The organism is Affinirhizobium capsici (assembly GCF_977018625.1).
Map to the genome: position 1 here is coordinate 158,903 of NZ_CDRNXD010000007.1, position 24,950 is coordinate 183,852.

Sequence of the window (24,950 nt, forward strand, 5' to 3'; positions counted from 1 at the left end):
AAAGCTCGGATGAATTGCGATACCGGCGAAAGCCGGGTACGAAGCTACCGCGTAACAATGGATGAAGACAGATGCAAACAAAACCTTTCCGCATCGGCACCCGTGGCAGCCCGCTGGCGCTGGCACAGGCTTCCGAAACCCGCGCCCGCTTGATGGCTGCACATGGTTTGCCGGAGGATATGTTCGAAATCGTCGTGCTCTCCACCAAAGGAGACCGCATCACGGATCGTTCTCTGGCGGAGGTGGGCGGAAAGGGCCTGTTTACGGAGGAACTGGAAGCACAATTGCTGACGGGTGAGCTGGATTTCGCCGTTCATTCATCCAAGGATATGCCGACGCTCCTTCCCGCCGGGCTCCAGCTTTCCGCATATCTGCCGCGTGAAGATTTTCGCGATGCGTTCATTGGCCGTACAGCCCCGAGCCTGATGGCCCTGCCGGATGGTGCCACAATTGGCTCGTCTTCGCTGCGGCGTCAGGCTCTCATTCGTCGCAGACGCCCGGATATCACCGTCATCACTTTTCGTGGCCTGGTGGAAACACGCCTCCGCAAGCTGGAAGAGGGCCAGGTGGATGCAACGCTTCTGGCGCTTGCGGGGCTCAATCGCCTTCGTATGACCGATGTGGCGACCGAATTGATGGACCCGGTCGATTTCCCGCCCGCACCGGCCCAAGGCGCAATCTGCATCGAAAGCCGCATTGGCGATCAGCGCGTTCTGGACCTGCTGGACCCGATCAACGATCGCCCCACCTGGGATGCCGTCTCTTGCGAACGCGCCTTTCTGGCGGCACTGGATGGTTCTTGCCGCACACCCATCGCCGGCTATGCAATTTGTGACGGAGAGCACCTGAAATTTTCTGGCCTCATCCTCACGCCGGATGGAACGCAGGAACATGCGGTGGAGATGGAAGGCTTGCGTACCGATGCTGGAATGCTCGGCGTCAAAGCAGGCACCATGGTGCGGGAAGCAGCAGGCACCGGCTTCTTCGAAGGCTGGAGCTGATCCCATGCGGGTGGTGGTGACGAGACCAGCCCCAAGATGCGCCAAAACAGCGGCGAAATTGGCGGTACTCGGTCACCATCCCATCATCTTGCCGTTGAGCGAGGCTGTGCACAGGCCCGAAACGGCTCAGGCCGCCCTTCAGCAAGGCTCGAAAGCCCTGGTCATAACCAGCAGCGAGGCCCTGCGATCCATCGCATCTCTGCCGCTTGCTCCTGTTCTTGAACTGCCGCTTTATGCAGTCGGCAGCGAAAGCGCCGCTGCGGCCACAAGGGCGGGTTTCACGAATGTCATGCAAGGTGGTGGCACTGGTGCAAATCTGGCTGCACTCCTTATCGCCCATGGCGTTCAGGATATCCTCTATCTCGCTGGAAACCCGCGATCACCAGAACTTGAAGCCGCCCTCACCCAGGCTGGCGTGCGCTATCGTGTGGCCGAATGTTATGAAATGAAGCCTCTGTCGTGGGATGAAACGCAACTGGCGCTCCTCACACCTGCGCCAGATGCCGTCTTGCTCTATTCCCGGGAGGCTGCACGCCTTTTTGCGGCTCAACGAAACCTGTTCAACGAGCCACAGAATTGGCGGGATTGCCGGGCGCTTTGTCTCAGTAAAAAGGTGGCTTCCGGTTTGCCGGAGAATTTTCCGCTCGCCATATCAGTGGCGGATAGGCCTACGGAGGATGACCTTTTCGCAAAGCTTTAGAAAGAGATCGGGAACCAAAATACGTTCAGGCTCTTTCAATCGTCTTTCCGGCTGACTAGTTTCAGACAGAACAGTTCTAAAAGAGGTTGCTATGGTTTCGGATAAGCCGCCCCGCCGTTCCCGCTCCGGAAAAACGCCGGCCACACTCGATCTGGCAGCCAATGAGGAGGCGGTTGTTGCTGAACCTGTTCGTGCAAACGATAGCGACGGTTCGATTGACACGTCTGAACCTCGGAAGATCGCGGAACTCAACGAAACGACGACTACAGCTGCGCAGAGTGCTCCAGCTTCCGGTGATGTAGGCCCCCCTGATGAACCAGTGGTGATCAAGACCGAACATGTGAGCGAGACATCAGGCAACACCGCGTCGGATGAACCACCAACCGCTCCCCAGCAATCGGAACCGACCACTCCTTTCGAGCCCAAGGCGGAGGAACCGACCGAAGCCATCGCTGAGCGGCCATATGAGCAGCCATCCGCTTCCGTCTCGCCGCCGCCTGTAAAGCAATCACCGGCCACCTCTTCCATGGTGGCCTCTGGCATTGTGGGCGGCCTCATCGCGCTTCTTCTAGCGGGCAGCATGCAATATGCAGGCATTATTCCGGGCTTATCGCAGGAACGCAGCAGCAGTTCTGCGGATATTGAAGGCTTGAGGCAGCAGGTAGCCGCTTTGCAAAAAGCCGGCCCCTCTGCGGATGTGACGACAAGACTTGACGCATTGGAGAAGAATGCGGGCAATGGTGGCAGCGATGTCAGCCGAGAGGTTCAGGCTCTCCAGCAGGAACTGGCCGATGTGAAATCTGCCAGCGCGGCCATGGGTGATAACAGCGCCCAACTTGGTCAGAAACTTCAGGCGCTCGAACAGCGGATCAACCAGCCAGGCCGTGAACAGGCCATTGCCCGTGCGCTTGCTGCGGCGGGCCTCAAGGCTGCAACAGATCGTGGCGGTTCGTTTGCCGCAGAGTTCGAGACCTATTCCAGCGTTGCGGGTGACGATCCGTCGCTGGCAAAGCTGCAGACTTATGCCGAAAAAGGCGTTCCCACACGGGCCGAACTCGTTCGCCGCTTTCCCTCGGCAGCCAATGCGATGATCGATGCGATCCACCAGCCGACGGAGAACGAAGGCATTGCGACGCGCTTGATGTCGAGCGCCATGCGGGTGGTCAAGGTCCGCCCGGTCGGTGAAGCGGAAGGCGACACGCCGGAAGCCAAGATCGCCCGCATCGAAGAGCGCATCAAGAACGGAAATCTGAAGGCCGCCGCCAGTGAATGGGATGGCCTGCCGGAAGCCGCCAAAACAGCGGGTCAGGATTTCCGCCAGGCACTGGATGCGCGTATCGAGGTGGACGATCTTGCCACAAATACATTGACACGTGCCATGGCCGCCAGCGGCTCGAACGGTTGAGGAGAGACTGAATGATCCGACTTTTCATTTTCGCGGTCGTCACTCTTGCTCTCGGCTGGGGCTTCTCCTGGCTGGCAGACCGTCCGGGCCTCATTGCCATCACCTGGCAGGATCAGCTCATCGAAACAAGCATCATAGTGGCAGCCACCGCTGTCGTTGCACTGCTCGGCGCAGTCATGTTTGTCTGGTGGCTGATCCAGACCATCTGGACCTCGCCCCATTCTGTTCGACGCTATTTCCGCGCCCGCAAGCGCGATCGTGGCTACCAGGCCCTCTCGACCGGGCTGATCGCGGCAGGCGCTGGCAACGCTCTCCTCGCTCGCAAGATGACAGCACGCGCCCGTGGCCTGCTTCGCGCCGACCAAGAGCCTCTGATCCATCTTCTGGAAGCCCAGACCGCACTTATCGAAGGCCGTCACGAGGAAGCGCGCGAGAAATTCGAGAAGATGGCGGATGATCCGGAAACCCGCGAACTGGGCTTGCGCGGTCTTTACATGGAAGCGCGTCGTTTGGGTGCAAACGATGCTGCCCGTCAATATGCGGAAGCGGCCGTTGAGAACGCGCCCTATCTGCCTTGGGCTGCTGAAGCCACGCTTGAATATCGCTGCCAGGCCGGTCGTTGGGAAGATGCCATCCGTCTTCTCGATCAGCAGAGGGTAGCCAATGTCATCGACAAACCGAAGGCCGACCGATGGAAGGCCGTGCTGTTGACGGCACGAGCATCGGATCGGCTTGAATCAGACCCGAAGGGCGCGAAGGAGGATGCAAAGGCCGCTCTCAAGCTGGCCAAGGATCTCGTCCCCGCCGCTATCGTCGGAGCCAATGCCTATCTGCGGGAAGATAACCTGAAACGCGCCGCTGGCCTTCTTGAAGGCGTCTGGAAAATCGAGCCGCACCCGCAGGTCGCTCAGCTTTACGTTCGAGCCCGCCATGGGGATAGCGCCGCCGACCGTATGCTTCGCGCAGAACGGTTGGAAAAGCTGAAGCCCAACAACGTCGAATCGCTTCTTGCCATGGCGCAGGCAGCGCTCGATACGCAGAATTTCAAGCTGGCGCGGGAGAAAGCCGAGGCAGCACTTCGGATGGACGCTCGCGAAAGCACCTATCTCCTTCTGGCGGATATCGAAGATCGTGAAACAGGTGATCAGGGCCGGATCCGTCACTGGATGGCACAGGCGGTTCGCGCACCTCGTGACCCCGCATGGGTTGCGGATGGTAAAGTGTCAGATCACTGGCTGCCTGTTTCGCCGATCACAGGCCGCTTGGATGCATTCGAATGGAAGCGGCCCTTCGGTCAGCTGGAAGGCCCCATCGAGGAAGGCACTCTGGCTGCGGATACGGCCATTGCCAGCCTGCCCCCGGTGGCAAAGACCGCCGCGCCAGAACCTGCACCAAAGCCTGAGGTCGTGGTGAGCCGGGAACAGGCAAGACCAGCTGCCAAATCGCCTAGCCTTTCGGTGATTGAGACCCCGGCACCCGCCGCAAAACCAAAAAGCCCTGAGCTTCAGGGTGACAAAGAACCGCCGGTTGATCCGTTCAATGGCAGGCCGCCGGATGATCCCGGCGTGAAAGATACAGCCACCACCTCTGAGACGCCCACCAGACTGCGATTGTTTTAAGCCATGCTGATGTTTGACCGGATACAGGAATTCTTTCAGGACCTCGGCGTGGGTCGTTCGAGTGACGAATACGCGCCAGATGATCCTCGCGTTGCCTTTGTTGCCCTCTGTTTCCAGTTGATGGAGGCAGATGGCAGCGTATCGGCCAAGGAAAAGACGCGGCTGGAGGATATACTGCGGGAACACTACCAGATGGATAAAAGCCATCTGGACGCGCTGATCGACGCCGGTCGGACAGCAGGTTCGGAAGCGGTGGATTATTACCGCTTCACATCCGACCTCAAGCGCCACCTCACCCCGGAAGAATGCGTGGCTCTCGTTGGCGCCCTATGGGATATCGTCTATGCGGACGGAGAACGTAGCGAGATGGAGGATCACGTTATCTGGAGGATTGCAGACCTTCTTGGCGTGTCGGCACGCGACCGCGTGACGGAGCGACAGAAGGTTGCCGCAAGAACTGTTGGGAGGGACAAGGGAGGCGATTGAAGGAACCTCAGAAATGCTGATGTCACCCAGCCCGCATAATCACAAGCTGCCCATCCTCATCGTCCTTCATCAGGAGCGGTCTTCACCAGGCCGTGTAGGCCAGTTGCTGGTGGAAAAGGGCTATGCGCTTGACATTCGCAGACCCGTCCTCGGTGATCCCCTGCCGGAAACTCTTGCCCATCATTCGGGTGCGGTAATTTTTGGTGGACCGATGAGCGCCAATGATCCGGAACCTTTCGTGGCTCAGGAGATCGACTGGATTTCTGTTCCTCTCAAGGAAAACAAGCCCTATCTCGGGATCTGCCTTGGCGCGCAGATGCTGGTCCGCCATCTCGGCGGCAAGGTGGGCTCGCACCGCGACGGCCTGACTGAAATCGGTTGGTATCCGTTGCGACCCACGGAACACGGTCGACTTCTCATGAAATGGCCTTCGATGGTCTACCAGTTCCACCGTGAAGGCTTTGACCTCCCACGCGACGTCAAGCTCTTAGCGGAAGGCGACGCCTATCCTCATCAGGCAATCCGCTATGGGGAAAACGCCTGGGGTGTTCAGTTCCATGCGGAGCTTACCCGCGCCATGATGCAGAGTTGGGTCGTGCGCGGCGCATCCCGCTTCGTCATGCCCAACGCACAACAGGGCCGTGAGCATCTTGAAGGCCGGATGATCTTCGATGCCCCGCTGAAAGCCTGGCTCCACGAATTTCTCGATCTTGTGTTTGACCGGCAAACATGGGCTGCAAACAAGCCAGTGCAGCCGAAATTTCACAACGTCGAAGCTTGAAAATCACCGATCGGTTGGCGCATCGAGATTATCGATCCGCCGCAGTTTCGGGAAGGACAAGGCCCAGATCACGGCAACGGCCAGCGTGCCGAAACCGCCAATCACTACAGCGGGAACTGCACCAATCAAATGCGCCATGGTGCCAGCGCGGAACTCGCCCAGCTCATTCGATGCCCCGACAAAGACCATGTTGACGGCACTCACACGTCCGCGCACCTCGTCCGGCGTCCAGAGAAGGATAAGGCTTTCTCGGACATAGACGGAAATCATGTCTGACGCGCCCATCAACATCAGCGCGGCAATGGAAAGCCATGGCGCCTGTGAGAGGCCAAAGATGATCGTGCCAAGCCCGAACAACCCGACGCCAATGAACATGGCCAGACCAGCATGGTGACGAATAGGATAGGCGGCGAGCAGCATGGCGACAATCAACGCGCCGATACCCGGCGCAGAGCGCAGCAAACCGAGACCCCAGGGACCAAGTTCAAGCACATCGCGGGCAAAGACCGGCATCAGCGCCACAGCACCACCCAGCAACACGGCGAACAGATCGAGCGAGATTGCGCCCAGAACTACCTTCTCACTGGCGATGAAACGGAAGCCCGCCAGGATTGTCGACCAGCTGACGGCCTTGGAGCCAGTATGTTGCGGCGGCTTCGGTACGCTGATGATCAACACCGTGCCGGCCATCATGAAGATCAGCGCGATGGAATAAGCGGCAATTGGGCTCACGCCATAGAGCAGACCGCCAGCAACTGGCCCGAGAATGGAAGCCGTCTGCCATGACGACGAGTTCCAGGCAATCGCGTTGGGCAGGTCCGCTTCCGGCACCAGATTGGGTGCCAGCGATTGCACGGCAGGGCCCATGAAGGCGCGCTCGATACCGAAGACAATCAGGATCGCAAACACCGGCCAGGGCGAAAAACTATGAGTAATGGTTAGCGCAAGCAGGGCTGCCGTACAGAGGCTCGCCAACACCAGACAGATAGCCACAATGGCGCGGCGGTTATAACGGTCGGCGACCGATCCCGTAATCAGGATCAAAAGCAGCGATGGCAGAAATTGAAACAACCCGATCAGGCCGAGATAGAGCGTATTGCCAGTGACATCATACATCTGCCAGCCAACGGCGACGCTGACAATCTGGATTGCGAAGGCTGCCAGAAAACGGGAGAAGAAAAACTTTGTATAGGCTGAATGCCGGAATGCGGCGAAACGGTCTTCAGAAGCGGATATGGACATCGATTCGGTACGCTTTCGGCAGGGCGTGGACACTTGGTCTCCTGCCCGTTCACTATGATTCGCCTTCGCTAAAACTCAGGCCTTGTTCCTCAACTCGCCAATGTCTACATGTCTGTCAACTGAGAAATGGAGATATAGATGCTCGCGCTGTTTCAGACCATCGATTTGGCCTTGAACCTCTACACCTGGGTTTTGATCCTGAGTGCCATTTTCTCATGGCTATTTGCCTTCAACGTCATCAATTCCAGCAACCAGTTCGTCAATGCCATTGGCACAATGCTCTATAACCTGACGGAACCGGCACTACGCCCCATCCGCCGCGTGATGCCAAACCTCGGCGGCATCGATATTTCACCGGTCATCCTGTTGCTGATCATCTTCTTCATCCGCTCTCTGATGTGGACGACCATCGCCCCCATGTTCATTCGTTGAGCGCTGCCAAGCCCTTCACCGACCATATACGTCTCAGCGTTCGGTTGACGCCGAACGCTTCGCGGGATGCTGTGGAACAGGTGGAGGTCGCCGATGACGGCGAATTCTGGCTTCGTGCGCGTGTCACTGCCGTGCCGGAAGACGGAAAAGCCAACAAGGCGCTCATTCAGCTTCTGGCAAAATGGCTGCGCGTGCCAAAGAGTAGCCTCTCAATTCTTTCAGGCGAAACAGCGCGTAAAAAAATCCTCCGGATCGAGGGCGAACCGGAGGATTTGATGAGCAAAATCAGTGAACGCTTAGAAGGCTAAAGCTTACTTCTGAGCGTTGTAACGCTCAATCGCTTCCACGATCAAACGCTTGGCCACAGTCACATCCTGCCAGCCGCCGATCTTCACCCACTTGCCGGGCTCCAGATCCTTGTAGTGCTCGAAGAAGTGCTCGATCTGCTTCAGCGTGATTTCCGGCAGATCGGTATAGTTCTGGATCTTGTCGTAACGCTGGGTCAGCTTCGGAACCGGAACAGCGATGATCTTCTCATCCTTGCCGCCATCGTCTTCCATGATCATGACGCCAATTGGACGCACGGATATGACGCAGCCCGGAACGAGCGGACGGGTGTTACAGATGAGAACGTCTACCGGATCACCATCTTCAGACAGCGTGTGCGGAACGAAGCCGTAATTGCCCGGATAGGTCATCGGTGTGTAGAGGAAACGGTCAACGATCAGCGCACCGGCTTCCTTGTCCATCTCGTACTTGATCGGATGGCCGCCAACCGGCACTTCTACGATGACGTTAACGTCGTCCGGCGGGTTCTTGCCGATCTTGATCGCATCAATACGCATGGTTCTCCCCAAGAGCGATTTATCGTGAGATGTCGATAATGGGAAATGCCCCGCATTGCAACACAAGCCGGGGGTAGACCGAGGCTTATGAGGGTTGGAGCGCGGGTAAAGACGACAAGGGCGCGAGTGGACGGAACAGCAATTTTCGCGCATTCCATCAGACGTTAATGACTGTCGTCGGGTGCAGCAAACTACCTTGGATTGTTCGTCACCAATCAACACGCTCTGGAAATATGTGCCGCCTGACATAAGATGCATCGATACAAGTCTGCCAGTTTCGTAGGAGCCGCTGTTGCAAAGTTTGAAAGATGGGCGCTGGCTTAACGAGCCGAAAAGAGCAAATGCATCAGACCTCGGACTTTCCGTCACCACTGATGCCAATACTGATTTCTGGCGAGAAACACACTACGGCTTTATCCGGGACAACGGCCACTTCTACTCATTCAATACCGCGGGAGATTTTACCGCTCAAGTAAGAGTTCAGGCACAGTTTGAACATCTATACGATCAGGCCGGGCTCATGGTCAGGCTTGATGAAAGACAGTGGGTTAAAGCTGGCATCGAATTCTCAGACGGACATGGCTTGCTAAGCAGTGTGCTGACAATCGAACGATCCGACTGGGCGACGGGTCGATATACCGGCGACCCATCAGATTTCTGGATCAGGGTGACCGTCCAGAACGGCGTCCTGAGAATTCAGGCGTCGGAAGATGGGCGGACTTGGCCTCTCGTCCGCCTTAGCCCGTTCCCGAAAGCGGACCATTATCTCGTAGGCCCAATGTGCTGCACTCCCGAAAGAGCAGGTCTGGAGGTAAAGTTTAGCGAATGGCGAATTGGGCCTGCGCTGGCCAGGGATCTCCACGACCTGACATAAACACCGGAGTGTTCGTTGCGAAGCTTCCGTCGCTGTTGGCGCATCTCACCAGACTGAGGTACGGCAGACGAAACTCGGTCCGTCCTCTACACCGTAAAACACCCTTCAGAACCACCAACCATGGTGGTTCAATTGGGAATATATTGAGGCCCAGGTGTCCAAACACCCTCGCCGGCCCACTCAAGGCCAGACAAAGCCGATCTTGCGAAGACTAACGGAGCCGAAGCCTTCCATGCCCTCCGCAATATCCTGACCGCCGTGACGACGGAAAAAGCGAACGGCGTGCTCGCTATCTTCCAGGCACCAGACAACAAGGCCGTTGCAGCCGAGAGACCTCAAGAGGCGGCGGGATTCACCGAACAGGCGACGCCCCATGCCGATACCCTGAAACTCCGGGCGCAGGTAGATTTCGTAGATCTCGCCATCCTGCGGCAAGGCCCGCGCCCGGTTAAGGCCAACCGTTGCATAACCGGCAATTGTTCCGGCCACATCCAGAACCAGCAGCGTTGCAGGCCCCTGCGTTGCGCGCCGCCACCAGCTTTCACCGCGGCGTTCCAGCATTTCCGTCAATGGCTTGTGGGGAATGAGACCGGCATAGGCCTGATGCCAAGCCATGCGGTGCACTTCAGACACAGCTGTTGCATCATCGGGTTCGGCCCGTCGCACATCGATTGTGAGTGTCTTCATGACGTCAACCCGGTTTTGCCAGCAAAGCGAGGAATGTTTCGCGACAGTGCCGCAGATCATTCGCGGCGCAGGCAAATTAACGCATCTTTAAGGGGTTGAACAAGACGTCGATCTCAGTGGTCCAAGAAAAAAGGCCCCGGACGAACCGGAGCCTTGATCTTTGTCAGGTCTCTGCGCTGGATTAAAGCATGTCGCGCAAAAGTGTGTAGCGGTTTTGCGAGTACGACATGCTTCAAAACAAAAACCTAAAGCGTGATGAGCGAATCTGAAAGATCGCGAAGAGCTTTAGGCTACGCGGGACTTTTCGAAACGCTTGCGATCGTTCGGATCGAGATACATCTTGCGCAGACGGATGGACTTTGGCGTCACTTCCATCAATTCGTCGTCCTGAATCCAGGAGAGAGCGCGGTCAAGCGTCATGCGGATCGGCGGCGTCAGCTTCACGGCTTCATCCTTGCCAGCGGCGCGGATGTTGGTCAGCTGCTTGCCCTTCAGCACGTTCACTTCCAGATCGTTATCACGGCTATGGATGCCGATGATCATGCCCTGATAGACCTTTTCACCCGGCTCGATAATCATCGGGCCGCGATCTTCCAGGTTGAACATGGCGTAAGCAACAGCTTCGCCCGAACCGTTGGACAGAAGAACGCCGTTGTTACGGCCAGCAATCGCGCCCTTGAACGGCTGATAGCTGTGGAACAGGCGGTTCATGATGGCCGTGCCACGCGTATCCGTCAGCAGTTCCGACTGGTAGCCGATGAGACCACGGGTCGGAGCCAGGAACTTCAGGCGAACGCGGTTGCCACCGGATGGGCGCAGTTCCGTCATTTCAGCCTTGCGCTCAGACATCTTCTGAACAACCACGCCGGAATGCTCTTCGTCGACGTCGACAACGACTTCTTCGATCGGCTCCATGGTCTCGCCGGTCTCTTCGTCCTTGTGCATGACAACGCGTGGACGCGATACAGCCAGCTCGAAGCCTTCGCGGCGCATGGTTTCGATCAGAACGGCCAGCTGCAATTCGCCACGGCCGGAAACAAAGAACGAATCCTTGCCTTCCGCTTCCTCGATCTTGAGGGCAACATTGCCTTCCGCTTCCTTGAACAGGCGGTCGCGGATAACGCGGCTCGTTACCTTGTCGCCTTCCGTGCCAGCCAGCGGGCTGTCGTTGACGATGAAGGACATGGTGACCGTCGGCGGGTCGATTGGCTGCGCCTTCATGGCTTCCGTCACGGCAGGATCGCAGAACGTGTCGGCAACAGTCCCCTTGGAGAGACCGGCAATCGCCACGATGTCACCCGCATGGGCTTCCTCGATGGCCGTGCGCTCAATGCCACGGAATGCCAGGATCTTGGAAATACGACCGGTTTCGATGGTCTTGCCATCCTGGCCCAGAACCTTCACAGCCTGGTTCGGCTTGATCGAACCCGAAGCAATACGGCCCGTGATGATGCGGCCGAGGAAGTTGTTGGCTTCCAGGATCGTGCCGATCATGCGGAACGGGCCTTCTTCAACCGTTGGCTCCGGCACATGCTTCAGAACGAGGTCGAGAAGCGGTGCAAGACCTTCATCCTTCGGGCCTTCCGGGTTTACGTTCATCCAGCCATCGCGGCCAGAACCGTAAAGGATCGGGAAGTCGAGCTGCTCGTCCGTTGCGTCCAGGTTGGCGAACAGGTCGAACACTTCGTTGATGACTTCTTCGTGGCGGCCATCGGGACGATCGATCTTGTTGATCGCAACGATCGGACGAAGACCGACCTTCAGCGCCTTGGAAACAACGAACTTCGTCTGCGGCATCGGGCCTTCGGACGAGTCGACGAGAACGATTGCGCCGTCCACCATCGAGAGAATACGCTCAACTTCGCCGCCGAAATCGGCGTGGCCGGGGGTGTCGACGATGTTGATGCGAACGCCCTTCCACTCAACCGAAGTTGCCTTCGCCAGAATGGTAATGCCGCGTTCTTTTTCAAGATCGTTGCTGTCCATCACGCGCTCTGCAACGCGCTGGTTGTCGCGGAACGAGCCGGACTGTTTCAGAAGCTCGTCAACGAGGGTCGTTTTCCCATGGTCAACGTGCGCGATAATCGCGATGTTGCGAAGTGCCATATTAAAAGTCTCTGGGGCTGTGGCACGTGGACAATGCATGACGCGCCAATTTTCGTTGGCGCGCTCATAACCTGTTTTTCGCATTTGCGAAAGGGGGGCAGCGCATGGAAGCCTTGCACCCCTTGCGTGTCGGCTGTTCTTAAGCGTCGCTGCCCGCCAGTTCCTGCACCATGGCAAGGCCCTTTTTCTTCAGCATGGCATCCGGGTCCGGCAACTTTCCGCGGAAAGCCGTATAGGCTTCTTCCGGATCAATGGAGCCGCCGACAGAATAGATGTTGTTCTTGAGCTTGCGGGCCATTACCGGATCGAACGTATTGCCGGATTCCTCGAATGCCGCAAATGCATCCGCATCCAGAACTTCCGACCACATGTAGGAATAATAGCCAGCCGAATAGCCATCGCCTGAAAACACATGCTGAAAATGCGGCGTCGCATGGCGCATGACGATAGCAGACGGCATGCCGATTTCGGCAAGCACCTCTGCCTGCACCTGCATGGGGTCATCCACGGCCCCACGCGTGTGGAAGGCCATGTCCACCAGCGCGGACGATGTGAACTCCACTGTGTTGAACCCGGCATTGAAGGTGCGGGCTGCCAGAACCTTGTCCAGAAGTGCCTTTGGCATCGGCTCGCCGGTTTCGTAGTGAACGGCATAGCGGGTCAGAATATCCGGCACCGTCAGCCAATGTTCGTAAAGCTGTGAAGGCAGCTCCACGAAATCTCGCGATACGCCCGTGCCTGAAACGGAGGGGTAGGTAACGTTCGACAACATGCCGTGCAGCCCATGGCCAAACTCATGAAACAGCGTGCGTGCATCGTCGAGCGAAAGAAGCGCGGGCTTGCCTTCCGCAGGTTTTGCAAAATTGCAGACATTGTAAATAATGGGCAGCTCACCTTCCGCACCATTCTTCAGCTTCAGCTTATGCTGGCTTTGGAATGAACTCATCCAGGCGCCGGAGCGCTTGGACGAGCGGGCGAAATAATCCCCCAGGAACATGGCCTTCAGCGTACCGTCCTCATCGCGCACTTCAAATACGCGCACATCCGGGTGGTAGGCAGGCGTACCCTTCACCTCGGTAATCGTAACGCCAAACAGGCGATGGGCCACATCGAAGCAGGCTTCGATGATCTTTTCCAACTGCAGATAGGGCTTCAATTCGGATTCGGAGAAGTTGAACATGCGTTCGCGCTGCTTTTCCGCGTAATAGCGCCAATCCCAGGGCTGAACTTCGCCATTGATGCCATCTTCCGCCATCAGGCCAGCAATAGAGGCTTCCTCTTCCTTCGCCTTGGCGCGTGCCTTCCTCCACACTTTCAGCAGCAGGTCATTCACCTTGGCCGGTGTCTTGGCCATAGTGTCGTCCAGCTTGTATTCGGCAAAATTGGCATAGCCGAGCAGCTTTGCCTTTTCCGCCCGAAGGCCAAGAATTTCGCGAACGATGGCGATGTTGTCGCGTGCTCCGCCATTTGCGCCGCGCTTCACCCAGGCGGCAAAGGCCTTCTCGCGTAAATCGCGCCTGCTGGAAGAAGTGAGGAATGGCTCGATGATTGAGCGGGATAGCGTTACAGCGTAAGTCCCCTCTGCGGCACCCCTCTCCTTTGCGGCTGCGGCCATCGCATCCTTCAAAAAGCCCGGAAGACCGGCAAGATCCGCCTCATCCGTCAAAAGCAGGGACCAATCCTTCTCATCGCCGAGCACGTTCTGACCAAACTGGGCGCCAAGACCCGCCAGTTTCTCGTTGATGGAGGCAAGGCGCTCCTGATCACCCTTGGAAAGTTTGGCCCCGGCACGCACGAAGCCTTTCCAGTGCCGCTCTAGAACGCGAAGCTGCTCGGTCGTCAGGCTAAGCGCCTCTCGCGTCTCCCAGAGCGAATTGACGCGTCGAAACAGCGCCTCGTTCATGCCGATCTTCGAATAGTGGCGAGACATCTTGGGCGCGATCTCGCGCTCCAGCGCCTGAATTGTTTCGTTGGTATTGGCTCCCGCCCGGCTCCAGAACAACGAAGAAATCCGCGAAAGCTCATCGCCTGCAATTTCCAGTGCCACGATGGTGTTATCGAAGCTCGGCACCTCACTATTGTCGGCAATGGCGTCGATCTCTGCTTCATGCAGCTTCAAGGCTGCATCGAATGCCGCACGAAAATCGTCGTCACGCACATTTTCGAAGCGTGGAAGCCCATGTAGGCCATTCCATTCCACCAAAGCCGGGTTGATTTCACTCGCCAAAGTCATGGGTCCATTTCCTCAAGGTTCACGCACATCCATCATGCTCGCCAAATAGGCGATTGTAGGAAGCTTCAACTCACCCAATAGAAGAATTATTAACTGATTATTGACAATTGACGGAATTGCAGGGTGAGCTAAAGGTGCGGCACGCTATCCCAACCAAGTGGATATGGCCACCGTGGAAATTACTTCCTTGCATTGGTCGAGCGGCCTGTTCAATCGTGACCAGACCCGCGACACCAGAACCGATAGACCGCAGTTCACGCTCCCTTCGGAAAACCAGCCGGTTTTCGAAGTTCCGGCGGATGCATCCTCGTCACTGGACTTTACGGCCATCTCACCCCGGTTTTTGCGAGAGCTGGCTCTCCAGCGCTACATTGGCGGCGATATCGACCAGAACACCTATATTGCTCTGGCTCAGGAACTGCCGATGGAAACCTCGGACATGGCTGGCAATGTTATCGACCTCTCTCGCGTGACGGACGATACCGAGTTTAATTTCGCTGCCTATTTCAACGATCAGCGCCAGCTTGCCATGCTTATGGGCGATGATGAAAAGGCTCAGACACTCACGTCCGTCATGAAATTCATCCGCGGCTAAATGCGCGCCTCTTCAGGCTGCACGACGTCTCGCGGGTAAGTGACCTGGATCGATCTGGTCAGTGGTCCGCCCACCGTGATAATAAGGATATCTTATTATTCGGAAGAAGAGATCTTGGCAGACAATAATATTCACGGCTTGGGCTTTTTATTGACCGATGCGGCGCGCTGGCTTCGCACGGCTTTCGAGCGGCGAATTTCCGAGGCGGGCCTTGGCGTTACAGCGGGTGAAGCAAGAACGCTTTTAAATGTGTATGCTCTCAAAGATTGCCGCCAGTTGGATATTGCCCAGCGCATGGGTGTGGAAGCCATGACGGTCTGCACCTTTCTCGACAAGCTGCAAAATCTCGGTTTGATCGACCGCCAACCCGATCCCACAGACCGGCGGGCAAAGCGCGTAACCCTCACCCCTGCCGCCATGCCGCTGATCAAGACGATCGAAGATGAACTGGATCGCATGCTGTCTTTCGCAACGCGCGATTTGTCGCCGGAGCAGACGGCAGCACTTCAGGCTGGATTGCAAGGCATGATCATCAATCTGCAGGAAGATGCGGCACAGCCGAGCGACCTTCGCTTGCAAGAAACGAAAATCGCGTGACAGCCGAAATCACTGAAGTGCTTCCGCGCATGTCAGAGCGCCGTGTCACCTATCTCGGCGCACTTTTAACGACGCTTGGCCCCATCTCCATGGCCATTTACACACCTGCCATGCCGGAACTGGTGCGTGCTTTTGCTACTACGGAAGCGGCGATCAAGCTCAGCCTGTCCATGTTCTTCGGCGGCTTTGCCGTGGCGCAATTGGTGGCAGGCCCGCTGTCGGATGCTTTAGGCCGCAAGAAGGCAACGCTCATCTTCATCGGCATCTATCTGGTGGGCTCCATGCTGGCCGCCCTTGCACCCAACGTCGGCACCATCTTGGCCGGACGTCTGATACAAGGCATTGGTGCCTCCGTCGGGGTTGTGGTTGGCCGCGCCATCGTTCGCGATCTTTATACCGGTGCCAATGCTGCGCGCATATTGAACACTATCGGCATATTCCTTGCCATCGGTCCTGCGATGGGGCCAACGCTCGGCGGATTGACCCTTGCCACCTTTGGCTGGCACGCACTGTTTTTGCTGATGATCGCCTTCGGCCTTCTCGCCGCAAGCTGTACGACGCTCTTCCTGCAAGAAACAGTTACCCCGGATCCCGCCAAACTGGAGCGAGAGCAGCTTATCCGTAACTATTGGGAGGTTGCGCGCAACGCACGGTTTCTCGCCACGGCACTCATCCTGAGCGGCACTGTCGGTGCACTGTATGCCCAGGCCACCATGTTGCCCTTCGTGCTGATCAATCGCGTGGGTCTCACCCCAACCCAGTTCGGCATGGGCATGTTGATGCAGTCCGGCTTTTATCTGCTCGGTTCACTTTGTCTGAAATTGGCAGCAAAGCGCCTTGGCAATCCGCGCTGCGCCCTGATCGGCATTATCATGTGCGGGTCGGGTGCAATCGTCATGGCGCTCAGCGTGGCACTTGTAGCGCCCTTCTTTCTCTCGATCATGGCCCCCGTGGCCATCTGCACCTTCGGCCTTGCTTTCCTCACGCCCTATGTTGTGACAGTCGGACTTGCACCCTTTCCGCATATTGCAGGCTCGGCTTCCGCTCTCACCGGCTTTATGCAGATGACCGCAGGCTTTTTCGGCGGTTTTGCGGCTGCCTCCATCGGTGATCCCTTGACTGCTTTCGGCATCATCATTCCGATCATGGAGCTCACAGCCTGTCTCGCCTTCCTCTGGCTCTCTCGCCAGATGCGGCAGACATAAAAAAGCCCGCCCTTCCACAGAGAAGAGCGGGCTGCAATCATCGAAAAATCAAGACGTTACTTGCCGAGATTGCGCTTGGCCAGCGTGCGCAGGCGTAGCGCATTGAGCTTGATAAAGCCTGCTGCATCCTTCTGGTCGTATGCGCCCTGGTCGTCCTCGAAGGTCACCAGCTTGTCGGAATAGAGCGACTTCGGCGATTCGCGGCCCGTGACCATCACATTGCCCTTGTAGAGCTTCAGCGTCACTTCGCCTTCCACATGTTCCTGGCTCTTGTCGATCAAGGCCTGGAGCATTTCGCGCTCCGGCGAGAACCAGAAGCCGTAATAGATGAGTTCCGCATAGCGCGGCATCAACTCGTCTTTCAGATGGGCCGCGCCACGGTCCAACGTAATGGATTCGATTGCGCGGTGTGCGGCCAGCAGAATCGTACCGCCGGGGGTCTCGTAAACGCCGCGGCTCTTCATGCCAACAAAGCGGTTTTCAACGAGGTCGAGGCGGCCGATACCGTTGTCGCGACCGTAATCATTAAGCTTGGCCAGCAGTGTCGCAGGCGACAGACGCTCGCCATTGATGGAAACGGCATCGCCCTTTTCAAAGCCAATCTTGATAATGGTGGCCTTGTCGGGAGCGGCTTCCGGCGAAATCGTGCGCATATGCACATATTCCGGGGCTTCCTGGCTTGGATCTTCCAGAACCTTGCCTTCGGAGGAGGAGTGCAGCAGGTTTGCGTCAACCGAGAACGGCGCTTCGCCCTTCTTGTCCTTCGCCACTGGAATCTGGTGCTGTTCGGCGAAGTTCAGAAGATCGGTGCGGCTCTTGAACGACCAGTCGCGCCAAGGGGCAATGATCTTGATATCCGGATTCAGGGCGTAAGCGGAAAGCTCGAAGCGAACCTGGTCATTACCTTTGCCGGTTGCACCGTGGGCAATGGCATCCGCGCCGGTTTTCTTGGCAATCTCGATCAGATGCTTGGAAATCAGCGGGCGGGCAATGGAGGTGCCGAGCAGGTAGACGCCTTCATAAACTGCATTGGCGCGGAACATGGGGAACACGAAATCGCGAACGAATTCCTCACGAACATCCTCGATGAAGATTTCCTTGATGCCCAGCATCTCGGCCTTCTTGCGCGCGGGCTCCAGCTCTTCGCCCTGGCCCAGGTCAGCGGTGAATGTCACCACTTCTGCGCCAAGCTCCGTCTGAAGCCATTTGAGGATGATGGAGGTGTCGAGACCGCCGGAATAGGCAAGAACGACTTTCTTCACGTCTTTCGGGAGTGCCATGTCGAATAGTTCCGTCTGGAGGGCGCGGAGCTGCCAGCAGATCCGCCATAAATCTTGAATGGCGGCACTTTTAGCGGTTTTGTGTCTGCGTGCAAGGGCATGGCTGTATATGAGCAGCCCCCCTTTGCCGCATTGAAACATCCATGACAGACGCCATATGGCCTTGAGCATTTCCAGCCGAAGATAATCGCTTCGGCGTCGGACAATGCGGTCATGATAGAGACGTAAGAGTATTTCCGATGATCCCCGTGATCACCGGAAATACTCTGGCCTCAAAGGGTCTTGAAGGAGGATATCCATGAACCTGCAACACCCCGCATTCGCCAAGGGCCACGTGGCCGTGATCACAGGTGCCGCCTCCGGCATCGGTCTTGCTGCGGCCAAGGAATTTGCCCGACAGGGCCTTTGCGTCGTACTGGCTGATCTGGAAGGAGACCGGTTGGAAGCCACCTGCCAGGAGGTCAGATTATTGGCCGCCGGTGGCGAGGCGGATGTCGTGGCTATCGCGACGGATGTGTCTCGCCTTGATCAGGTTGAATCCTTGGAAAGAGCCGTGATCCAGCGCTTCGGCCGCGTGCATATTCTGATGAACAATGCCGGCATCCAGCCCGGAAGTGCGCTGTTTGGTCCTCAAGCCAATTGGGATAGCGTCTTGGCTGTCAACCTGATGGGCGTGATCTACGGCACGCGCACCTTCGGCCCCAACATGATGAGCCACAATGATCCGGCCCTCATCATCAACACCGGCTCCAAGCAAGGCATTACCACGCCGCCCGGCGACCCCGCTTATAACGTCTCCAAGGCTGGCGTGAAGGCGTTTACGGAAGCGCTGCAACACGAATTGCGCAATACAGAAGGCTGCCACGTCTCGGCGCATCTTCTCATTCCAGGCTTCGTATACACGTCGCTGACAGCCAATGGCCGCGCGCAAAAGCCGGCCGCTGCCTGGACGCCGGAACAGACAGTGGAATTCATGCTGCAATCCATCGAGCGCGGAGACTTCTACATCCTTTGCCCGGACAACGATGTAGATCGCCGCACGGACGAGCGCCGCATTGCCTGGGCTGCAGGCGATATCATTGAGAACCGCCCACCGCTTTCGCGCTGGCACAAGGATTATCAACAGGCGTTTAAAGATCACCTGGCTTGAATACGAGTCATTGACATAATCTCATAGTTGAAAAATGATGTTAATATTTCAACTATGAGGTTTTAAAATGACGGACTTATTTGCGTGGGTCGTTCCGGCCTATGTCACCGGTTCTCCTGTCGATCACACCTGGGTCACCACATACGACAGCCGGGTCACGCCCTACGCGACGATCAATGATGTAAAGGCGGCGGGGCAGAACAACTGGTTCTGCTGGGGTGACTTTCATCCCAAGGGCGGCACGCCGGTCAACGCGACAGGTTTCATCGGTAGCCAGAAGGGCAATCTTGCGCTGGCGTCATGCCTCGTGGAACCAAACCTGATTTCATCCGGCAATCCGGCGGCACAGGGTACAATCTTCACCTACGGGATTGATGGCGTTTGCCATCAGCTGGCCAATCAGGTGCTTTACTCTACGAAGACTGCCGGTCTTGAGCCTTTGACCGTAAAGGAAGCCCGGGGCTACGCCCTCAGCTCCTTCATCTACGGTACTTACGGCTTGCAACACGCAGCATGGCAACGCAAACTCGCAACATGCACTGGCCAGAAGCTGGTTCTGGCAACAACGCCGGGAGAGCAGGAAATGAATGACGACCTGCCCGATGATTTCGAGAAGCTGGCTCGGGAAGCGCTTGCCGACAAACCGGATGTCCTCAACAGACTGATGAGCCTGCGGGGACAGGTCCAAACCTTCGCGACGGTGGCGACCCCCGGTCTCCTTGCACCCAGCACCGATTACCTCAACGCGCGCAACCAGCACCTGATTGATCAGGCAGCCGCCATTCTCAGTGCGGATGATTTCCGTAAACTCTTCGGCATCGAACCGGGTGAGAAGGTCAATCTGGTCGATCCTGCCGTCAAACGATAGTCACGTTCGGCCAGAGATTGGCAAAACATCGAAGCCGCGATAAAGCTTCGGGACAATCTTGTCCCGAGGCTTCCCCATGGACTTTCTGCCAAGCGCCGCCACCCTCGTCACCTTCACCGGCATGTGCCTGCTTCTGGCGATTACGCCGGGACCGGATATGACGCTTTCGATCAGTCGCGCCCTTTCGCAAGGCAGCAAGCGCGCGCTCTATGTTGTGCTGGGCACCACCATCGGCATCATGATCCACACACTTCTGGTGGCCTTCGGCGTATCGGCGCTCATCACGGCCTCACCCACCGCCTTCTTCCTGTTGAAGACGGGTGGCGCTGCCTATCTTCTGTGGCTTGCCATTCAGGCCGTGCGCTACGGCTCCAGCCTCAAGGTGGAGGCCGTTGAAACAGAAAAGAGCTCGATCTGGAGCAATATATCGACAGGGCTCTGGGTCAATCTCTTGAACCCGAAGGTCATCATCTTCTTCATGACCTTCCTGCCGCAATTCGTTACGGCAGGAGACCCGGCTGTCACGCAGAAGCTGATTTTTCTCGGATTCTTCTTAATTTTCGTGGGAAGCCCGGTCAATGTGCTGGTCATTCTGGCAGCGGATCGGCTTGCAAAGTGGCTGCAAGCCAACCCGAAGGTTCTGCGGGGGATCGATTACACCTTCGCAGGCGTGTTTTCGATGTTCGCCATCAAGATCTTCATGACGCAGTCGAGATAAGGGCAGCGCCCTTATCCGATCAGCAATTCATCATCATCCAGCTTCTGGCCACGGATCTTGCGGAACATTTCAATCAGGTCTTCCACCTGAAGATCCTTGCGGCTATCGCCGGAAACGTCGAGCACAATCTCACCTGCATGAAGCATGATGGTGCGTGTTCCAAAATCCAGCGCCTGACGCATGGAATGGGTGACCATCAGCGTCGTCAGCTTGCGTTCTGACACCACCTGATTGGTCAGGTTCATCACAAACTCCGCCATGCCTGGATCAAGCGCTGCCGTATGCTCATCGAGCAGCAGCACGTCGGAACCGGAAAGCGTTGCCATGACAAGCGATACGGCCTGACGCTGACCGCCGGAAAGAAGATCCATCCGGTCTTTCAAACGGTTCTCAAGACCGAGGTTAAGCGAAGCAATCCGCTCCTGGAAAAAGGCACGACGCTTGGCGCCCAAAGCAGGAAGAAGGCCACGGCGCTGTCCCCGCGCCGCCGCGAGCGCAAGGTTTTCCTCAATGGTCAGCTGGCCGCAACTACCGGCAAGCGGGTCCTGAAATACACGTGCCACCTGTCCTGCGCGGGCAGCGGTCGGCTTGCGTGTCACGTCCGTTTCGCCAATCGTCACTTTGCCAGCAGTCGGCAGCACATCGCCTGCCAGCACGCCGAGCAGCGTGGATTTGCCAGCACCGTTCGAGCCAATCACCGTCACGAAAGAGCCGGTCTCGATAGTGAGATCGATTTTGGCCAGCGCCTTCTTTTCCAGCGGCGTGCCGCGACCGAAGAGGACCTGAATGTTTTGAAGCGAAATCATGCAGCACCTCCCGAACGGCGCAGGCGCGGCAGAATGAGCGCAATCGCCACCAGAACCGCCGTGACGAAATTCAGGTCGGAGGCCTTGAGGCCCAGCACATCGCTGGAAAGCGCCAGCTGAATGGCAAGACGATAGGCAATAGAGCCGAGCACGCAGCCGATGAGCGCCATCAGGATACCACGTGCACCCAGTAGCGTTTCACCGATGATGACGGCGGCAAGACCGACAACGATGGTGCCGACACCGGAGGTCACATCGGCAAAGCCATTGGTCTGGGCAAACAAGGCACCACCCAGTGCCACCAGCGCATTGGAAAGCGCCATGCCAAGATAGATCTGGCGGCCCGTGTTTACCCCTTGCGCCCGCGCCATGCGAGCGTTGGCACCGGTTGCGCGCATGGCAAGACCAGCGTCGCTTTCCAGAAAGCGCCAGACAAGGATCACAGCCAACACGACGAGGAGACCGACGAAAAGCGGGCGAACCAGATATTCAGGAACACCCTGCCCATAGAAAGGCGAGATCATCGTATCCTGGTTGAGCAGTGCCACATTCGGCTTGCCCATCACGCGCAGGTTCACGGAAAACAGCGCGATCATGGTCAGGATCGAAGCAAGCAGATTGAGGATCTTGAAGCGTACATTCAAGGTCGCTGTCACCAATCCAGCTGCTGCACCGGCCACCATGGCGACACCGCTGGCGACCCACGGGTTCAAGCCACTGATGATCAGAACCGCCGCAACGGCTGCACCAAGGGGGAACGAGCCATCGACCGTCAGGTCAGGAAAGTCGAGAATGCGGAAAGCGAGGTAGACGCCGATCGCCACGAAAGCGAATACCAGTCCAAGCTCCACAGCGCCCCAGAAAGCAATTTGGCTCACGGTGAACAGTCCTTGAAAGAAAATTCCCTCTCGCAACAGAGGGCAAAGAAGGGCCGCAGATCAAACAACCTACGGCCCGGATGGTGTTATTCGATGATCTTGGTGGCGCGCTTCAAAGCGGCTTCCGGGAAGGTGACGCCAGCAGCAACAGCTGCCTTCTTGTTCAGCACCAGATCTGTTCCAACGGCAACCTTGGCCGGAATGTCGCCCGGCTTTTCGCCCTTGAGGATGCGAACAACCACTTCACCAGTCTGCTTGCCCACGTCGAAATAGTTGAAGCCGAGAGCAGCAATCGCACCGCGTGCAACTGAATCCGTATCAGCGGCATAGAGCGGAATCTTCGCCTCAGCCGCAACGCCGGCAGCCGCCTCGAAAGCGGAGACAATGGTGTTGTCGGTCGGAACGTACATCACGTCAGCCTTGCCCACCAGCGAACGGGCAGCGCCCTGCACTTCGGAGGACTTGGTGGCAACCGATTCCACGACCTTCAGGCCAGCCTTGTCAGCGGCAGTCTTCAGCGCCGCAAGCGTCGAAACGGAGTTGGCTTCCGCAGAGTTGTAGAGGTAGCCAACGGTCTTGGCATTCGGCGTGATTTCCTTGATCAGCGCCAGATGGTCAGCCACAGGCAGCATGTCGGAAAGGCCCGTCACGTTGCGGCCAGGCTTGTCCATGTCCTTGACCAGCTGCGCACCAACCGGATCGGAAACAGCTGTGAAGACCACCGGAATATCGCGCGTGGCGGCAACAACGGCCTGTGCGGACGGCGTGGAAATCGGAACGATCACATTCGGTGCCTCACCAGCAAACTGGCGCGCAATCTGTGCGGCCGTGCCTGGGTTACCCTGAGCGGATTCGTAGAGGAACTTGAGGTTTTCGCCTTCCTTGTAGCCAGCATCGGCCAAGGCTTTCTTCACACCATCACGTGCGGCATCGAGGGCCGGATGCTCAACAATTGCGGTGACAGCAACAGTAACATTTTCAGCCTTGGCAGGAATGGCCAAAACAGTGGCGGCAGCAAGTGCCAGGATAAGGCGGCGCATAGGGTTCCTCCGAGTGTTTATTCTTGCGCCGTTCTTTTATGCATCCAGCGCCGCTGTGGGAAGGGACTGCACCCACCTTTGCGCGAAAAATGCGCTACTTTAGCAGTGCAATCGCCTCAATCGTCATCCTCGCCATGGCCAGCAATCATCATGGCCTCAAAGGCCAGGCGTTCAGTCTTGCGCATACGCTCTGATTCAGACTTCAACTGGCCGCACGCCGCCAGAATATCGCGACCACGGGGGGTGCGGATCGGCGAGGCATAACCGGCCTGATTGATGAAATCAGCGAACTTCTCGATCGTGGCCCAATCAGAACACTGGTAGTTGGTGCCGGGCCAAGGGTTGAACGGAATGAGGTTGATCTTGGCCGGAATGCCCTTCAGCAACTGTGTCAGAAGCTTTGCATCTTCCAGGCTATCGTTCACATCCTTCAGCATCACATATTCGAAGGTAATGCGGCGCGCATTGGAAAGGCTCGGATATTTGCGGCAGGCTTCCAGAAGCTCCTTCAGCGGATACTTCTTGTTGATCGGCACCAGCATGTCACGAAGTTCATCGCGCACCGCATGGAGCGAGATTGCCAGCATCACACCGATTTCCTCACCGGTGCGATAGATTTCCGGCACGACACCGGAGGTAGACAGGGTAATGCGGCGCTTGGAAAGCGAAAGCCCGTCACCATCGGAGGCGATCAAAAGCGCGGTCTTGACGCTCTCGAAATTGTAGAGCGGCTCGCCCATGCCCATCATCACAATGTTGGTCACTTTCCGCTCACCCGTCGGCACAAAAGCGCCGGGAGGGGAATCGAGACCGGGGAAATCGCCCAGCCGGTCCCGCGCGAGAAGAAGCTGAGCCAGAATTTCTTCCGAAGTGAGGTTGCGCACAAGCCGCTGTGTACCGGTATGACAGAAGGAACAGGTGAGCGAGCAGCCAACCTGGCTGGAAATGCACAGCGTGCCGCGTCCCTCTTCGGGAATATAAACCGTTTCCACCTCAACCGGACGCCCCGCGCCCCGCGGCGGAAACCGCAGCAGCCACTTGCGTGTGCCATCGTTGGAAATCTGTTCTTCAACCACTTCCGGGCGGGCAATGGTGAAATGCCGCTTCAGCATTTCCCGCATGTCCTTGGCCACATTCGACATGGCATCGAAATCGGAAACGCCGCGAATGTAAAGCCAGTGCCACAACTGGCTCACGCGCATGCGCACCTGCTTTTCCGGAACGCCCTTCTCCTTCAGCGCCGCGCCAAGCTCTTCGCGCGTCAGGCCGATCAGTGAGGGCTTGCCGGACATCAGATCCGGTTGTGGCACAAGCGGCGCCTTGACGGCGGGTGCAATGGCAGTGGCATCAATGGCCGACATCACTCAAAATCCTATTCAGCCGGGCGGTCGCGACCACCCCT

25 protein-coding genes are annotated in these 24,950 nt (G+C 57.4%); 15 read left to right on the forward strand and 10 right to left on the reverse strand.

Annotated features, from left to right (window positions below; genetic code table 11):
* Nucleotides 1-71: 71 nt before the first annotated feature.
* The 6 genes from hemC to AC0JZ1_RS18980 all read left to right on the forward strand — a co-directional run bounded on the left by hemC (nt 72) and on the right by AC0JZ1_RS18980 (nt 5,992).
* The gene (hemC, locus tag AC0JZ1_RS18955) at nt 72-1,001 is read left to right on the forward strand and encodes a hydroxymethylbilane synthase (RefSeq protein WP_471883999.1); all 930 of its coding nucleotides are present in this window, start codon (nt 72-74) and stop codon (nt 999-1,001) included.
* Between the two features lie 4 nt (nt 1,002-1,005).
* On the forward strand, nt 1,006-1,701 hold the full coding sequence (locus AC0JZ1_RS18960) for a uroporphyrinogen-III synthase (RefSeq protein WP_471884000.1): 696 nt from the start codon (nt 1,006-1,008) through the stop codon (nt 1,699-1,701).
* A 91-nt stretch (nt 1,702-1,792) separates the two neighbouring features.
* Nucleotides 1,793-3,106 carry a COG4223 family protein gene (locus tag AC0JZ1_RS18965; protein ID WP_471884001.1) on the forward strand — a complete coding sequence of 438 codons (1,314 nt, stop codon included), beginning with the start codon at nt 1,793-1,795 and terminating at the stop codon, nt 3,104-3,106.
* An 11-nt stretch (nt 3,107-3,117) separates the two neighbouring features.
* A complete protein-coding gene (locus AC0JZ1_RS18970; protein ID WP_471884002.1) occupies nt 3,118-4,725 on the forward strand; it encodes a heme biosynthesis HemY N-terminal domain-containing protein in 1,608 nt (535 codons plus the stop codon).
* Between the two features lie 9 nt (nt 4,726-4,734).
* Nucleotides 4,735-5,211 carry a tellurite resistance TerB family protein gene (locus AC0JZ1_RS18975; RefSeq protein ID WP_471884183.1) on the forward strand — a complete coding sequence of 159 codons (477 nt, stop codon included), beginning with the start codon at nt 4,735-4,737 and terminating at the stop codon, nt 5,209-5,211.
* Nucleotides 5,212-5,224: 13 nt separating this feature from the next.
* A complete protein-coding gene (locus AC0JZ1_RS18980) occupies nt 5,225-5,992 on the forward strand; it encodes a glutamine amidotransferase (protein ID WP_471884003.1) in 768 nt (255 codons plus the stop codon).
* Nucleotides 5,993-5,995: 3 nt separating this feature from the next.
* Here the strand turns inward: AC0JZ1_RS18980 and AC0JZ1_RS18985 are convergent, their stop codons facing one another.
* On the reverse strand, nt 5,996-7,234 hold the full coding sequence (locus tag AC0JZ1_RS18985) for an MFS transporter (RefSeq protein ID WP_471884184.1): 1,239 nt from the start codon (nt 7,232-7,234) through the stop codon (nt 5,996-5,998).
* A gap of 138 nt (nt 7,235-7,372) precedes the next feature.
* Here AC0JZ1_RS18985 and AC0JZ1_RS18990 point away from each other — a divergent pair, with 138 nt between their 5' ends.
* Together AC0JZ1_RS18990 and AC0JZ1_RS18995 are read left to right on the forward strand one after the other, a co-directional pair.
* A complete protein-coding gene (locus tag AC0JZ1_RS18990) occupies nt 7,373-7,666 on the forward strand; it encodes a YggT family protein (protein WP_471884004.1) in 294 nt (97 codons plus the stop codon).
* Nucleotides 7,663-7,974: a DUF167 family protein gene (locus tag AC0JZ1_RS18995; RefSeq protein WP_471884005.1), complete on the forward strand. Its 312-nt coding sequence runs from the start codon at nt 7,663-7,665 to the stop codon at nt 7,972-7,974. The genes AC0JZ1_RS18990 and AC0JZ1_RS18995 overlap by 4 nt, the downstream gene beginning before the upstream one ends.
* Nucleotides 7,975-7,977: 3 nt before the next feature.
* Here the strand turns inward: AC0JZ1_RS18995 and ppa are convergent, their stop codons facing one another.
* Nucleotides 7,978-8,511: an inorganic diphosphatase gene (gene ppa / locus AC0JZ1_RS19000; RefSeq protein WP_471884006.1), complete on the reverse strand. Its 534-nt coding sequence runs from the start codon at nt 8,509-8,511 to the stop codon at nt 7,978-7,980.
* A 292-nt stretch (nt 8,512-8,803) separates the two neighbouring features.
* Between ppa and AC0JZ1_RS19005 the strand changes: the two genes are divergently transcribed.
* Nucleotides 8,804-9,385, forward strand: a complete 582-nt coding sequence (locus AC0JZ1_RS19005) for a DUF1349 domain-containing protein (RefSeq protein WP_471884007.1) — start codon at nt 8,804-8,806, stop codon at nt 9,383-9,385.
* A gap of 180 nt (nt 9,386-9,565) precedes the next feature.
* Here AC0JZ1_RS19005 and AC0JZ1_RS19010 read toward each other — a convergent pair whose 3' ends face one another.
* The 3 genes from AC0JZ1_RS19010 to AC0JZ1_RS19020 all read right to left on the reverse strand — a co-directional run bounded on the left by AC0JZ1_RS19010 (nt 9,566) and on the right by AC0JZ1_RS19020 (nt 14,411).
* Entirely contained in the window at nt 9,566-10,072 is a 507-nt protein-coding gene (locus AC0JZ1_RS19010; RefSeq protein ID WP_471884008.1) for a GNAT family N-acetyltransferase, read from the reverse strand.
* Nucleotides 10,073-10,357: 285 nt separating this feature from the next.
* Nucleotides 10,358-12,178, reverse strand: coding sequence for a translational GTPase TypA (gene typA / locus AC0JZ1_RS19015; RefSeq protein ID WP_471884009.1), 1,821 nt, complete (start codon nt 12,176-12,178; stop codon nt 10,358-10,360).
* 139 nt (nt 12,179-12,317) lie between these two features.
* A complete protein-coding gene (locus AC0JZ1_RS19020) occupies nt 12,318-14,411 on the reverse strand; it encodes a M3 family metallopeptidase (RefSeq protein WP_471884010.1) in 2,094 nt (697 codons plus the stop codon).
* 172 nt (nt 14,412-14,583) lie between these two features.
* Here AC0JZ1_RS19020 and AC0JZ1_RS19025 point away from each other — a divergent pair, with 172 nt between their 5' ends.
* The 3 genes from AC0JZ1_RS19025 (at nt 14,584) to AC0JZ1_RS19035 (ending at nt 16,808) form a co-directional block, all read left to right on the forward strand.
* Complete coding sequence (locus tag AC0JZ1_RS19025) at nt 14,584-15,006, forward strand: hypothetical protein (protein ID WP_471884011.1); 423 nt, start codon at nt 14,584-14,586, stop codon at nt 15,004-15,006.
* A gap of 114 nt (nt 15,007-15,120) precedes the next feature.
* The gene (locus AC0JZ1_RS19030) at nt 15,121-15,603 is read left to right on the forward strand and encodes a MarR family winged helix-turn-helix transcriptional regulator (protein WP_471884012.1); all 483 of its coding nucleotides are present in this window, start codon (nt 15,121-15,123) and stop codon (nt 15,601-15,603) included.
* Nucleotides 15,604-15,632: 29 nt separating this feature from the next.
* Nucleotides 15,633-16,808 (forward strand): multidrug effflux MFS transporter, encoded by a 1,176-nt coding sequence (locus AC0JZ1_RS19035; protein WP_471884185.1) that lies wholly within the window; start codon nt 15,633-15,635, stop codon nt 16,806-16,808.
* Nucleotides 16,809-16,864: 56 nt separating this feature from the next.
* Here the strand turns inward: AC0JZ1_RS19035 and AC0JZ1_RS19040 are convergent, their stop codons facing one another.
* On the reverse strand, nt 16,865-18,088 hold the full coding sequence (locus tag AC0JZ1_RS19040) for an argininosuccinate synthase (RefSeq protein WP_471884013.1): 1,224 nt from the start codon (nt 18,086-18,088) through the stop codon (nt 16,865-16,867).
* A gap of 298 nt (nt 18,089-18,386) precedes the next feature.
* Here AC0JZ1_RS19040 and AC0JZ1_RS19045 point away from each other — a divergent pair, with 298 nt between their 5' ends.
* The 3 genes from AC0JZ1_RS19045 (at nt 18,387) to AC0JZ1_RS19055 (ending at nt 20,824) form a co-directional block, all read left to right on the forward strand.
* Entirely contained in the window at nt 18,387-19,238 is an 852-nt protein-coding gene (locus AC0JZ1_RS19045) for an SDR family NAD(P)-dependent oxidoreductase (RefSeq protein WP_471884014.1), read from the forward strand.
* Nucleotides 19,239-19,305: 67 nt separating this feature from the next.
* A complete protein-coding gene (locus AC0JZ1_RS19050; RefSeq protein ID WP_471884015.1) occupies nt 19,306-20,106 on the forward strand; it encodes a hypothetical protein in 801 nt (266 codons plus the stop codon).
* Between the two features lie 76 nt (nt 20,107-20,182).
* Entirely contained in the window at nt 20,183-20,824 is a 642-nt protein-coding gene (locus tag AC0JZ1_RS19055; RefSeq protein ID WP_471884016.1) for a LysE family translocator, read from the forward strand.
* An 11-nt stretch (nt 20,825-20,835) separates the two neighbouring features.
* On the opposite strand, the gene AC0JZ1_RS19060 is transcribed toward AC0JZ1_RS19055, so the two are convergent.
* The 4 genes from AC0JZ1_RS19060 to rlmN all read right to left on the reverse strand — a co-directional run bounded on the left by AC0JZ1_RS19060 (nt 20,836) and on the right by rlmN (nt 24,909).
* On the reverse strand, nt 20,836-21,630 hold the full coding sequence (locus AC0JZ1_RS19060; RefSeq protein ID WP_471884017.1) for an ABC transporter ATP-binding protein: 795 nt from the start codon (nt 21,628-21,630) through the stop codon (nt 20,836-20,838).
* Complete coding sequence (locus tag AC0JZ1_RS19065; RefSeq protein ID WP_471884018.1) at nt 21,627-22,508, reverse strand: ABC transporter permease; 882 nt, start codon at nt 22,506-22,508, stop codon at nt 21,627-21,629. Before AC0JZ1_RS19065 ends, AC0JZ1_RS19060 begins: the two co-directional genes overlap by 4 nt.
* Before the next feature lie 86 nt (nt 22,509-22,594).
* On the reverse strand, nt 22,595-23,548 hold the full coding sequence (locus AC0JZ1_RS19070) for an ABC transporter substrate-binding protein (protein WP_471884019.1): 954 nt from the start codon (nt 23,546-23,548) through the stop codon (nt 22,595-22,597).
* A gap of 116 nt (nt 23,549-23,664) precedes the next feature.
* Nucleotides 23,665-24,909, reverse strand: a complete 1,245-nt coding sequence (gene rlmN, locus AC0JZ1_RS19075) for a dual-specificity RNA methyltransferase RlmN (protein WP_471884020.1) — start codon at nt 24,907-24,909, stop codon at nt 23,665-23,667.
* Nucleotides 24,910-24,950 lie beyond the last annotated feature (41 nt).